The sequence below is a fragment of the Hymenobacter monticola genome (assembly GCF_022811645.1).
GTDB lineage: Bacteria > Bacteroidota > Bacteroidia > Cytophagales > Hymenobacteraceae > Hymenobacter > Hymenobacter monticola.
This window is the reverse complement of sequence record NZ_CP094534.1, coordinates 1,643,444-1,655,648: the sequence shown is the minus strand read 5'-3', so window position 1 is coordinate 1,655,648 and position 12,205 is coordinate 1,643,444. Positions and strand designations below refer to the sequence as shown.

Sequence of the window (12,205 nt, the reverse complement as noted above, 5' to 3'; positions counted from 1 at the left end):
CTATTCTTTCAGCATAATGGTGGCGGCCTCGCTGGCCCGCACCGACAAAGTGTATTCCTGGTCGCCGAGCACCAGCATCAGCGGGTCGCCGAGGGGCGCGCGGCCGCTCAGGCGCACCTTCACGCCCGGGATGCAGCCCATTTCCAGCAGCTTCAGCGCCATTTCGGGGTCTTCGAGGCAGCAGATGGTGCCGGTTTCACCCAGGCGCAGGTCTTGGGCCGTGCGTCGGGAAGAGACGGTAGCCGCAGGTTTGGGAGCAGAGCGACGAAAAAGGGCCACGGGTGAAAAGGCGTTAGGCTTATTTAGAAACAATACAAACAAAGGTACGACCGCAAAAGCTTCTCGCCTTGCAACAATTTTTCAACTAATAAATGACCTCGCTTTATTATCATTTCTAGGCCGTTCCTGCCTCAGCTTTCTGGCAATGGTTGTATGTGCTAATAATTTCTAATAACTTTCCGCCCTCTAATTTGTAATTTTGTTCGTTCTATCTAGCGCCTTATGTCTACACGCCTACTTTTATTAGCATTATTTATAGCTGCATTTACCACGTCCGGCTGGGCTCAACAGGTCCAAATCAAGGGGGTAATTGTAGACAAAGACACCAAAGAGCCCCTGCCTTTTTCTTCCATCGGCTTGAAAAATGAACAGATTGGCGCGCTCAGCAACGAGCACGGCATCTTCATCGTACCGGCTCCCACGCAAAACACGGCCGATTCGCTGGTGGTGGTGGCGCTGGGTTATGCCCGCCGGGCCGTACTGGTGAAGCGCGGGGTAGCACTCGAAAACCTCACCATTGAGGTGCCCAAGCGGGCCGTAGCACTCGGCAACGTGACGGTGAAAGGCGGCAAGGTGAAGAACCTGGGCCTTGGCGCCAAGTCCGACAACCCCGGCGAGGGCATGATTCAGGGCCTGCCGGGCAGCCAGTACGCCTTCTTCGTCAAGAATGACAAGAAAAAGAAGCTGGGCAACGTGCGGACGGTGTCGTTCTACATCGGCGAAAACGGCTTTCCGCGCGAGCCCTTCCGCGTGCGCCTCTACAAGGCCGACGGCAACTACAACGCCCCCAACACCGACCTGCTCACCGAAAACGTCGTCGTCTCGGCCCCCCAGGGCGGGCAGTGGTACACCGTCGACCTGACGCCCTACAACATCAGCGCGCCCGAAGAAGGATTCTTCGTGGCCATGGAGTGGGTGGTGAGCGGCGACAAGTTTTTCGCCACCAACTTCATGGACGACTACACGCCCTACGGCCAGATTATGCGCCCCACTTTCGAGTTCAAAGAAAGCCGCACCTGGAACTACTCCATCGGCAAGGGCTGGAGCCTCATCACGGCCTCCAACGGCCAGGGCCTACGCTACAACGCCATGATTAAGGCCGAAGTCGACATGATTAAGTAGTCCGAACCGCAGATTATGCGGATTGAACGGATTGCGCAGATTCATTGCCGCGCTGTTCTGCTGACTTTAGTTGTGTAAAAGGAGATACCAAAAAGGCCCTGCTCACGCAGGGCCTTTTTCTATTGTGCTAACTGCGCCGTTAGAATCCGTGCAATCCGTTCAATCTGCAGAATCTGCGGTCTATTTTTTCACGCCCAGGCCCACAATCCATTCGCGGATGGTTTCCAGGGCCATTGGCGAAAACAGGGGCATCATCTCGCCGTTCATCAAGGTCCACTCCGTTTTGGGGGGCTGAAACAGGTGGTTTACGCCGGGCAGGCGCTTGGTGGTGACGTTGCGGTTGACGCTTCTGAGTTCCTTTTCCAGGGCGGTGAGGTGCAGGTCGGCCGGAGCCTGCAGGTCGTTGGCGCCGTTGAGCAACAGCACCGGGCAGCTTACGCCATCCAACTCAGCAATGGGGTCAAACGACAAAAAATAGGTTCGCCAGGGCGTGAGCAGCTGGGCCGCCTGCGCCTGCGCGGCTTTGGCGTCGAGGCTGGGCTGGTCCTGGCGCATCATGTTGGCCACAATGGCCTGGGCCTGCGGGGTGCCGGTCTGGCGCATGATGTCGTACATGGTGCGCTGGCGTTCGTAGGCGGCCTGCACTTTCACGGGGTCGATTTTCTGCGCCTTTTGCTCGTCCACCAGCTGCTGCAACAACGTTTGCTCGCCGGTGAGGCCGTACCCGGCCAACGACACCACAAACGCCGGCGGCAGGGGCTTGCCAGCCGCGAGCAGGGCCACGTTGGCTCCTTCGCCGTGGCCGATTACCCCAATGCGGTTGATGTTGACGTCGAGCTGCGAGCGCAGGAAGTTGACGGCGGCCTGCACGTCGCTTACCAGCATGGCCGTGGTGGCCGTGGTGGTGTTGCCGCCCGATTTGCCCACGCCCCGGTCGTCGTAGCGCAGCACGGCAATGCCCCGGCGGGTAAGGTAGTCGGCCAGCGAGCCCATCATGTGGTAGTCGCCGGTGGTGCCCTCGCGGTCCTGCGCGCCCACGTCGCTCACCAGCACCACGGCCGGAAACGGCCCCTTGCCGGGCGGAATGGTGAAGGTGCCGGCCAAGTTCAGCCGGCCCACGGGGTTGTTGAAGGTGACTTCTTCTTCACGGTACGGCGGGGTGAGGCGGGTGCCCGGCCCCGTGGCGGTGGGCATGGGGAAGTAGTAAAGTCGCACCGCCGACTTTTCCCGGCCCTGCGTCCAGGTGCCGTTCAGCTCGCGCTTGCTGCGGTCGAAGCGGGCGGCGTAGCGGCTATCGGCGCCCGGCATGCGCATCAGCACCGAATCGCCGCGCACGGTCAGCTCCGTTTCCATGCGGCTCACTTTCTGCGCCGGTACATCGAGAGCAGCAAAAAACTTTCCGTTCGACAACGGTACTACGCTGACGGTCACCTCCAACTGCCCGCCCAGCAGCGGAAGCTTTCCTTTCCACAAGCCACCCAGGGGCAATGTTTCATCGGCAGGTACGCCAGTTGCCATGGCCCGCCCCGGCCCCATCAAGTTCAACAGCAAAAGAACCCCCAGTAAACAACTTTTCATCTCGTATTAATACAAATCCATTTGTGGCATCCGCAAGATACGAAACAACTGGGTGACGCCATAAAATTGAGCGTGTCGGCATTGCGCTAACAACGGTTCAGCAAGGGCGCAGCACTATTAACCTCCATCGTCAATCTACACAATTTGTTAATTATCATTATACTATATTCAATTTCGAAACCCAGCCCGACAGCCCAGCAAAAAGGCCCGGCCGTGTGCACGGCCGGGCCCAAACAGGCAGCAGATAAGGTGGCAACCGCCTACCGGGTGCGCACCGCAATTTCCACGCGGCGGTTTTCCTGCCGGCCGGCGGCCGTGGCGTTGGAGGCGGCGGGCATGGCCTCGCCCATGGGCTCCACGCTCACGCGGCCGGCATCGATGCTGCCGTTGCTGACGAGGTAATTCTTCACGGCTTCGGCGCGCTTCTCGCTCAGGTCTTTGTTGTAGTCCTTGTCGCCGCGCGAGTCGGCAAAGCCCATCACGCGCACCTGGCTGGTGCCGTAGCGCTGGCCAATGGAGCCTGTAATCTGCTTCAGCGCTTCGGCCGCGGTGGGCTTGATGTCCGACTTATCGGTATCAAACAACACCTTCTCGTCCACACTGTACACATTGTAGGTGCTGTCGCCGCGCACGCTCACGCCGGGCAGCGTGATTTCCTTGAACTTCACGTCGGCCAGCTTGGCCTTGGTCATGTCCCAGGCGTTGTCGGCCGACGCGGCAGCACCCGCGGCCATGTCGCCGGCGGTCTGGCCGGTGCGGGCCATCACGGCCGTATCCTGGCCAGCTTCGGCAAGTTGGTCTTTGGTTTCCGAGTGCTTGGTTTCACAGCTGGCCAGCAGCGCTGTGGCTGCGAATAGCGAAAGAATGGTTTTTTTCATGAGTGGGAACGATAAGGCAAAAATGAGAACGCATCCCGTTACGCAGCCGCTCTTACTATGTTATTTTTTTTAGAACGGGGACCAAAAATTCAGTTTTTTTTGCTGGTAGGAGAAAATCGTTCAACGCTTATTTTTGTAGTGATAAAAGCCATTTTCTGGCGCTAAGCGGCCTAATTCAATTTGCATTCAGCGGGCCGCTTATTGCGCTCAGCAGATGTTATTGATGATACTCTGGCTCAGAATTTGTAAATTTGCCAGTCGCCTTCCCGTTATCTTATTTTTGGCAATGATGAAACGCTTACCTCTTATCGCCTTTTGGGTTCTGCTACTATTGCCCGCCCTAAGCTGGGCGCAGGAAAACCGCATCACCGGCCGCGTCGTGGATGCCAAGACCAAGGACCCGGTGCCCTTCGCCTCCATTGGCCTGCGCGAAGAGGGCACCGGCGCTCTCACCAATGAATATGGCTATTTTCAGTTGGCTGGACTCGAAAAAACCAGCCAGGACTCCCTGATTGTGATGACGTTGGGCTACGAGCGCACCGCACTGTTTATCAAACGCGGCAGCACCGAAGACCTCATCATCGAGCTCAAAAAGCGTGAGGTACGGCTGGGCGAAGTGAAAGTAGTGGGCGGCAAGGTGAAGAACCTGGAGCTGGGGTCGAAATCAAATAATCCGGGCGAGGGCATGATTCAGGGCCTGCCGGGCAGCCAGTATGCTTTTTTCGTGAAAAACGATAAGCAGAAGAAGCTGGGCAACGTGCGGACGGTGTCGTTCTACATCGGCGAGAACGGCTTCCCGCGCGAGCCCTTCCGCGTGCGCCTCTACAAGGCCGACGGCAACTACAACGCCCCCAACACCGACCTGCTCACCGAAAACGTGGTAGTATCCGCCTCGCGCGGCGGCGAGTGGTACACCATCGACCTGAGCACTTATAACATCCCGGCGCCGGAAGAGGGCTTCTTCGTGGCCATGGAGTGGATTGTGGGCGGCGACAAGTTCTACACCACCAACTTCATGGACAACTACACGCCCTACGGCCAGATTATGCGCCCCACCTTCGAATACAAGGAGAGCCGTACCTGGAGCTACACCATCGGCAAGGGCTGGAACCTGCTGACGCTGGCCAACGGCCAGGGCCGCCGTTACAACGCCATGATTAAGGCCGAGGTCGACATGATTAAGTAAGACCGCAGATTAAGCAGATTGAACAGATTGCGCAGATTCTGACGGCGCGGCTGCTGCATAAAAGAAAAGGCCCTACACGAGTAGGGCCTTTTTCTTTTATGCCTTTCGCAAAGCGAGAATGACCTGAACAGCGCGGCAATGAATCTGTGAAATCCGTTCAATCCGCAGAATCTGCGGTCTATTTCTTTGCCTGGGCCATAATCCACTCACGGATGGTTTCCTGGGCCTCGGGCGAGAAGTTGGGCTGGGGCTGGCCGTTGATGACGGGCCATTTGGTGGCATCGGGCTGGAAGAGGTGGTTCACACCTTGCAGTTTCTTCACCGTCACGCCCTTGTTTTTGCTCAGGCCATTTTTCAGCGCATTCAGGTTGGCGTCGGCGTTGATGGTGAGGTCGGAGGTGCCGTTGAGGAGCAGTACCGGGCAAGCCACGGCCGACAGTTTTTCAACAGGATTGAACGCCAGGAAGTAGCGGTAGCGGGGCGAAGTCATTTCGGCGGCGCTCGACTGAGCGGTGGCGTTGTCGATGGCGGCGTTACTCTGTTTCAGCATGTTGGCCACGATGGCTTGGGCCTGGGCGTTGTCGGTGGTTTGCCGGATGATTTCGAGCATGGCCTGCTGGCGCTTGGTGGCCGCTTCAATCTGCGCGTTTTCGGTGCCGAGGGTGCGCAGCGTGGTGGCCTGCTGCTGCACCACAATGTCGCGGCCGGGCAGGCCGTAAGGGGCCAGGGCCACCACAAAAGCCGGCGGCAGGGGCTGCGCAGCGGCCAGCAGGGCCACGTTGCCGCCTTCGCCGTGGCCCACCAGGCCCAGGTGGGCCAGGTCGATTTCGGGGCGGGTGCGCAGGTAATTGAGGCCAGCCTGGGCGTCGCTCACCAGGTCGGCGGTGGTCACGGCAGGCGTGCCGCCCGACTTGCCCGTGCCCCGGTCGTCGAAGCGCAACACGGCCACGCCGCGGCGGGTGAGGTAGTCGGCCAGCAAGCCCAGCGGGGCAAAGTCGCCCACGGTGCCGTCGCGGTCCTGCGGGCCGGCATCAGACAGCAGCACCACGGCCGGGAACGGACCAGGCCCGGCCGGAATGGTGAGCATGCCCGAGAGGCGAGTGTTCACGGTGAGGTTGCTGAAGGTGGCTTCCTCCTCGCGGTAGGGCGGGGTGAGGCGTACCTTCTTGTCATTCATGGCCGGCAGCGGGCTGAAGGCCAGCGTCATGGGCACCTTGAAGCCGGGCTGCTGCCATTGGCCCACCATCTGCTTGCCATCGGCCGATACCTTGCCCACGAAGCGGCTGTTGGCTTCTTCGGCGAAGAGGCGCACGGTGTCGCCTTTCACTTCGGTTTTCACGGCCATGCGGCTCACCTTCTGCAGGGGCACGTCCATGGTGGCGAAGTATTCGCCGCCGGTGAGCTTCACGAAGCGGAAGATGACCTCGAGCTGGCCGCCGGGCACCTTTAGCTGGCCTTTCCAGAGGCCGTCGAGGGCGGGGGCATCGGCCACGGCGCGGGGCGCGGCGCCCGGGCGGGCCCAGCCGGGGGCAGCAAGGGTGAGGCAGAATAAGAATGCGCCCAGCAGGCGCAGTAAACGATAAGTATTGACGGTCATAGCTTAAAAGAAGGGCACCGGAAATGCCAATGGCCCCCAAAGTTATCAGTAGCAAAATAAATATCTTGCCAATCTTTCACAGCCGCATCGATTGCAAAAGGAAAGCCCCGCTTCGGGCCAGAAACGAGGGCTTTGTTGTCAACCAGTCGTTTGCCGCTTGCGAGCCCGACTACTGGCTACTCGCTCACAAACACGCGCTTCACCCGCTCGCTCACGTTGGTGAGCAGTTCGTAGGCAATAGTGCCGATGCGCCCGGCCAGCTCGGGCAACGGCAGGCCCTCGCCAAACACCACGGCCACGTCGCCGGCCCGGGCGTCGGGAATGCTCGTCACGTCCACCATGCACATATCCATGCACACCGAGCCGATGAGTGGCGCGCGCTGCCCCCGAATAAGGACCATGCCGGCCCCGTTGCCGAAGCGGCGGTCGTAGCCGTCGGCGTAGCCAATGGCCAGCGTGGCTATGCGCCGCGCCACGTCGGCGGCCACGCCGCGGCGTCCGTAGCCTACGGTGTGGCCGGCGGGCAGGGTTTTGATTTGGGAAATGGTGGTGCGCAGCTCGCTCACGGGGCGCAGGGCGTCCGTATCGCGGCCGCTGGCGTCTACGCCGTAGAGGCCGATGCCGAGGCGCACCATGTCGAAATGCGCGTCGGGGAAGCGCAGAATGCCGGCCGAGTTCAGCGCGTGCTTGATAACGGGGTGGCCCAGCGCCTCTTCCAGCGCGGCCGCCATGCGGCGGAAGGCGGCCAGCTGCGCTTGGGTAAAGTCGTCGTGGGCGGGGTCGTCGGCGGCGGCCAGGTGCGTCATGGCGCTGGCCACGGGCAGGTGGGCGGCGTGGGTGCGCAAGCGGGCCAATAGCGCGGGCAGGTCGGCTTCGTCAAAACCGAGGCGGCGCATGCCGGTGTCGAGCTTGAGGTGAATCCTGGGCGCGGGCGGGGCCGTCTCGTCCAGCGTGCGGAAGGTGGCCAGGTACTCGTCCAGCATTTCGAACGAGTAGATTTCCGGCTCCAGGCGGTAATGCCGCAGCAGGTCGAAGGAATCCGGCGCCGGGTTCATCACCATGATGGGCAGGCTGATGCCGGCTTCGCGCAGGGCGATGCCTTCGTCGGCGTAGGCCACGGCCAGGTAGTCGGCCCGCTGAAATTCGAGCAGGCTGGCCACTTCGTAGGAGCCCGCGCCGTAGGCAAAGGCCTTCACCATCACCATGAGCCTGGTGCCCGGCCGGAGCTGGCGGCGGTAGTGCTGCAGGTTGTGGCTGAGGGCGTCGAGGTTGACTTCCAGCACCGTGCCGTGCTGCTGGGCCTGCAGGGCGGCCACGATGCGCTCGAAACCAAAGCGGCGGGCGCCCTTGATGAGCACCACTTCGCGGGCAAAGTTGGCGGGGTTGAGCTGGGCCAGGAAGGCTTCGGTGGAGGGGAAAAATTGAGTTGAGAGCTGGGGCTCTGATTCAGCAGCTTCCAATGCGGCAACTCTTAGCCCTTCACTCTTAACTCCTAACTGACTTATCTCCTCCCCTATCCCGATGAGGCGCGTGATGCCGGCGGCTGGCAGCAGGGCCGCTACCTGGGCGTACAGCTCGGCGCTGCCGAGGCCCGATTCCAGTACGTCGCTCAGTATGAGGGTGCGGCGGCCGGGCCGAGGCTGCCGGGCCAGGGCGTTGAGGGCCAGCGACAGGCCGGCGAGGTCGTTGTTATAGGTATCGTCGAGCAGGTAGGAATCGTGGCGGCCCAGCTTCATTTCCAGGCGCATGGCCACGGGGTGCAGGCGCGTGAGGCGGCGCTGGAGTTCGGCGGGCTCCACGCCGCGGTGCAGCAGCACGGCCAGGCAGTGCAGGGCATTTTCTACCGAGGGCTCGTCGGCAAAGGGCAGGGTGAATTCGTGGGTGTCATTAGCCGTGCGGGCACGCCAGCGGGTGGGGCCGTCGGCACTGGTCACGGCGGCAAAGTACACGTCGGCCGGCTGGTCGGGCTGGCGCGTCCAGCTGAAACCGGGCAGTTGCAACTCTGCTACGGCGGCGCGCACCAGCGGCTGGTCGTAGCAGTAGAAGAGCCGCTGCAGCTGCGGGCCCTGAAACAGCTTTAGTTTCTCGCGCAGCTTCTGCTCATGGGAAGCAAAGCCGGCGTCGTGGGCCGTGCCCAAGTTGGTGAAAATACCTTCGGTGGGTTTGATAACCTCGGCCAGGCGCGCCATCTCCCCCACTTCCGAAATACCGGCTTCAAAAATGCCCAGCGTATGGCGGGCAGGATTCAACTCCCACACGCTCAGCGGCACGCCCACTTGCGAATTGTAGGAGCGTGGCGAGCGGCAGATGTCTTCGTCGGGGCTCAGCAGCTGGGCCAACCACTCTTTCACGATGGTTTTGCCGTTGGAACCGGTGATGGCCAGCACCGGGCCGGCAAAGGTGGCGCGGTGGGCAGCCGCCAGCGCCTGAAGGGCCGCCAACGAACTGGGCACGGCCATGATGCCGGCCCCCGGGTAGGCGCTCAGGCCGCCGGGGAGTTCGTGCGCGGCTTCGACAATAAACAGCCGCACGCCCTGGGCATAGAGCGCGGGCAGGTAGCGGTGGCCGTCGTGGCTGGGGCCGCGCAGAGCGAAAAACAGCGCGCCCGCCGGCAGGCCCACCCGGCGGCTGTCGAGCAGCAGGTGGCGGACTTCGGCGGCCGGGTCGGCGGGGGCTTGGAGGAGGTGGCCGGCCAACAGGCGCGGCAGCAAGGAGAAGGCGAACACGGCGCAAAGGTCGGACAGGCGGTGGAAAGAGCGACCAGTGGCCCAGGGCGATGGTTCGGCGGGGTTCCCTTTGTTTTCATAGGCACCTTCTCCTCTGCACTTTCTTAGGTGGAAAGGTGAATATAATGCAGTCAACTGGCCCTCATGGTTCGACTTTCGGTTTACCTGGCTTGCCCCTGATGACGGGAGTGGGCCACGTTTTCGGAACACAGTTAATTCATAACTAAACCAAATATTACAAAGCATTATATAACGCCAGCTTATCTTTGCGCTATGAACCTGCAGCAGCTCAGCTACGTGGTGTCCCTCGACACCCACCGCCAATTCGGCCTTGCCGCTGAGAAAAGCTGCGTGAGCCAGCCCGCCCTGAGCGTGCAGGTGCAGAAGCTGGAAGAGGAGTTGGGCGTGCTGCTTTTCGACCGCACCCAGCGCGGGGCCGAGCCCACGGCCATCGGCGCCAAGGTCATTGCCCAGGCCCGGTTGGTGCTGCGCGAGGCCCAATTGCTGCGCGAGCTGGTGCAGGTGGAAAAGGGCGAGGTAGTGGGCGAACTGCGGTTGGGTGTCATTCCCACACTGGCGCCCTACTTGGTGCCGCGCTTTCTGGTGGGCCTGACGGCGGCCTATCCCGATTTACGCGTGCGGGTGGAAGAGCTGCGCTCCGAGGAAATTATGCAGCAGCTCAAGGAGCACCGGCTCGACGTGGGCCTGCTCGTGACGCCGCTTGACGACCGGCAGCTGCACGAGCTGCCCTTGCTGAACGAGCCGTTTCTGCTGCTGGCTTCCGAAACCCATCCGCTGGCGGCGGCCGCCACCGTGCAGCCCACCGACCTGCGCCAGCCCGGCCTGTGGCTGATGCAGCAGGGCCACTGCTTCCGCAACCAAGTGCTGAACCTCTGCGGTCTGGCTTCGCCTACCGAGGCGGTGACGTACGAAAGCGGCTCCATTGAGACGCTGAAGGAGCTGGTGCGCCGGCACCACGGCTACACGCTGGTGCCGGAGCTGGCGGTGCTTGACGAAGTAGACCACAACCGGCTGCTCAAGCGCTTTGCCGAGCCGGCCCCCGTACGCGAGGTGAGCCTGGTAGTGCACCATGGCTTTGTGCGCACCACGCTGCTCACGGCCCTGCGCGACCTCATTCTGGCCAGCGTGCCGGCCCGGCTGCACGCCACCAACGCCGGGGCCAAAGTGCGCTGGCGCTGAGTTTCGGCTTCTAGCCTTGGCCGTTGATTGGTTTTGCGGCCGGCCTACCTTTGCCGCTGGCCGTTTGCCGCTTCCCGCATGCATTTCAACCGAGTTCTGTTTGGCCTGAGCCTGGCCGCTGTGCTGGCGGGCTGCGCCCGCCGCCCCACCAAGCTGCCGATTTACGACGTGGTTATCAACCACGTCACCATCATCGACGTGGCCACCGGCAAGCTGCAGCCCAACCAGGTAGTGGCCATTGCGAAGGGCAAGATTGTGGAGGTGCAAACTGCCGATAAGGACAGCTACGCCGCCAAGCAGTACGTGAACGGCAACGGCCGCTACCTCATTCCGGGCCTGTGGGACATGCACGTGCACTTCCGGGGCGGCGACAGCCTGGCCGCGGCCAACAAGAAGAGCCTCACGCTGTACCTGGCCCACGGCATCACGACGGTGCGCGACTGCGGCGGCGACCTGACGCCCAGCATCCGGCAGTGGCGGCAGGAAATGGAGGCCGGCCGCATCGCCGGCCCGCGCATCTTTACCTCGGGCCCCAAGATTGACGGGCCCGGCGCCTACTGGCCCGGCTCGCTGGAGGTGGAAACGCCGGCACAAGTTGGCAAGGCCCTGGACTCGCTGCAGCGGCTGAAGGTGGACTACGTGAAGCTCTACGACAGCAAGATTTCGGGCGAAGCCTACCTGAACACCATTGCGCAGGCCCAGCGGCGCGGCCTGAAAACCACCGGTCACATGCCCTACTCCGTGACGCTGGGCGCGGCCGTGAAGCGCGGCCTCGACGCCACCGAGCACCTGTACTACGTGTTCAAGGCCTGCTCCGGCAAGGAAGATAGCCTGACGGCGCTGGTGCGCGCCAGCCTGAAAACGCCCAAGCCGCTGGGGCTGTTTGCCGTGCTGCCGGCCGTGTACGACACCTACAGCCCAGCCGCGGCCAGCCGCATTTTCAAGCTGATGGCCAAGCGCCATACGGCCGTGGTGCCCACGCTCCACATCGGCAAAACCCTGGCCGAGCTGCCCGCCAACGACCACGCCCGCGACACCTTGCGCGCCTACATCGACCCGAAGATTCAGGCCACTTATGCGCGGCGGCTGGCCAGCGCCCGGCAGCAGCCGCTGGCCGCCCGCGAGTTCAGCCAAAAGCTCGAAACCAAGTTTATGAGCCTGGTGCCGCAGCTGCAGGCAGCCGGCGTCAGCATCCTGGCCGGGTCCGACAGCGGGCCGTTCAACTCCTTTATTTACCCGGGGGCTTCGTTGCAGGAAGAAGTTATTCTGCTGGTCAAGGCGGGCCTCACGCCCTTGCAGGCCCTGCAGGCTGCCACCATCAATGGCGCGAAGTTTATGGGCGTGGCGGAGCGCACGGCGGCCATTGCCGTAGGCCGCGATGCCGATTTGGTTCTATTGACGGCCAATCCGCTCGAAAACATTGCCAACATCCGGCAGATTGACGCGGTGGTGTCGCGCGGCAAGGCCTACCCGGCGGCGGCGCTCGCCAACATGATGCGTGCCATTCGGAGCCGCTGAACAGGAAAAGGAGGTGGAGCGTTCGGAGCCGGAATTAATTCGGGATTAAAACGATGTAATGGCGAATCCGAGAGTAAGAAGGCTGACGTAGGGAATCAGGCGGGCTGCTATATAGTCTGTC

At 62.0% G+C, this 12,205-nt stretch carries 9 protein-coding genes; 4 read left to right on the top strand and 5 right to left on the bottom strand.

Annotation, left to right across the window (positions count from 1 at the left end):
• Positions 1 to 279 (bottom strand): FeoA family protein, encoded by a 279-nt coding sequence (locus tag MTP16_RS06985; RefSeq protein WP_243517217.1) that lies wholly within the window; start codon positions 277 to 279, stop codon positions 1 to 3.
• Positions 280 to 501: 222 nt separating this feature from the next.
• On the opposite strand from MTP16_RS06985, the gene MTP16_RS06980 reads away from it, so the two are divergent.
• On the top strand, positions 502 to 1,401 hold the full coding sequence (locus tag MTP16_RS06980; RefSeq protein ID WP_262922663.1) for a carboxypeptidase-like regulatory domain-containing protein: 900 nt from the start codon (positions 502 to 504) through the stop codon (positions 1,399 to 1,401).
• Between the two features lie 180 nt (positions 1,402 to 1,581).
• Here MTP16_RS06980 and MTP16_RS06975 read toward each other — a convergent pair whose 3' ends face one another.
• Together MTP16_RS06975 and MTP16_RS06970 are read right to left on the bottom strand one after the other, a co-directional pair.
• On the bottom strand, positions 1,582 to 2,874 hold the full coding sequence (locus MTP16_RS06975; protein ID WP_243517211.1) for an alpha/beta hydrolase family protein: 1,293 nt from the start codon (positions 2,872 to 2,874) through the stop codon (positions 1,582 to 1,584).
• A gap of 365 nt (positions 2,875 to 3,239) precedes the next feature.
• Positions 3,240 to 3,857 carry an OmpA family protein gene (locus tag MTP16_RS06970; RefSeq protein ID WP_243517210.1) on the bottom strand — a complete coding sequence of 206 codons (618 nt, stop codon included), beginning with the start codon at positions 3,855 to 3,857 and terminating at the stop codon, positions 3,240 to 3,242.
• Between the two features lie 286 nt (positions 3,858 to 4,143).
• Here MTP16_RS06970 and MTP16_RS06965 point away from each other — a divergent pair, with 286 nt between their 5' ends.
• The gene (locus MTP16_RS06965) at positions 4,144 to 5,043 is read left to right on the top strand and encodes a carboxypeptidase-like regulatory domain-containing protein (RefSeq protein WP_243517209.1); all 900 of its coding nucleotides are present in this window, start codon (positions 4,144 to 4,146) and stop codon (positions 5,041 to 5,043) included.
• A 178-nt stretch (positions 5,044 to 5,221) separates the two neighbouring features.
• On the opposite strand, the gene MTP16_RS06960 is transcribed toward MTP16_RS06965, so the two are convergent.
• A complete protein-coding gene (locus tag MTP16_RS06960) occupies positions 5,222 to 6,640 on the bottom strand; it encodes an alpha/beta hydrolase family protein (protein ID WP_243517208.1) in 1,419 nt (472 codons plus the stop codon).
• 176 nt (positions 6,641 to 6,816) lie between these two features.
• Complete coding sequence (locus MTP16_RS06955; protein WP_243517207.1) at positions 6,817 to 9,366, bottom strand: bifunctional UDP-N-acetylmuramoyl-tripeptide:D-alanyl-D-alanine ligase/alanine racemase; 2,550 nt, start codon at positions 9,364 to 9,366, stop codon at positions 6,817 to 6,819.
• 273 nt (positions 9,367 to 9,639) lie between these two features.
• On the opposite strand from MTP16_RS06955, the gene MTP16_RS06950 reads away from it, so the two are divergent.
• Both MTP16_RS06950 and MTP16_RS06945 read left to right on the top strand, forming a co-directional pair.
• The gene (locus tag MTP16_RS06950; RefSeq protein ID WP_243517206.1) at positions 9,640 to 10,566 is read left to right on the top strand and encodes a hydrogen peroxide-inducible genes activator; all 927 of its coding nucleotides are present in this window, start codon (positions 9,640 to 9,642) and stop codon (positions 10,564 to 10,566) included.
• 78 nt (positions 10,567 to 10,644) lie between these two features.
• Complete coding sequence (locus MTP16_RS06945) at positions 10,645 to 12,084, top strand: amidohydrolase family protein (RefSeq protein ID WP_243517205.1); 1,440 nt, start codon at positions 10,645 to 10,647, stop codon at positions 12,082 to 12,084.
• The last annotated feature ends 121 nt before the right edge of the window (positions 12,085 to 12,205 follow it).

What these genes read in the sequence shown, in the direction of transcription:
- MTP16_RS06960 (WP_243517208.1), bottom strand. Translation starts at nt 6,640, where the DNA reads ATGACCGTCAATACTTATCGTTTACTGCGCCTGCTGGGCGCATTCTTA.
- MTP16_RS06945 (WP_243517205.1), top strand. Translation starts at nt 10,645, where the DNA reads ATGCATTTCAACCGAGTTCTGTTTGGCCTGAGCCTGGCCGCTGTGCTG.
- MTP16_RS06980 (WP_262922663.1), top strand. Translation starts at nt 502, where the DNA reads ATGTCTACACGCCTACTTTTATTAGCATTATTTATAGCTGCATTTACC.
- MTP16_RS06950 (WP_243517206.1), top strand. Translation starts at nt 9,640, where the DNA reads ATGAACCTGCAGCAGCTCAGCTACGTGGTGTCCCTCGACACCCACCGC.
- MTP16_RS06965 (WP_243517209.1), top strand. Translation starts at nt 4,144, where the DNA reads ATGATGAAACGCTTACCTCTTATCGCCTTTTGGGTTCTGCTACTATTG.
- MTP16_RS06970 (WP_243517210.1), bottom strand. Translation starts at nt 3,857, where the DNA reads ATGAAAAAAACCATTCTTTCGCTATTCGCAGCCACAGCGCTGCTGGCC.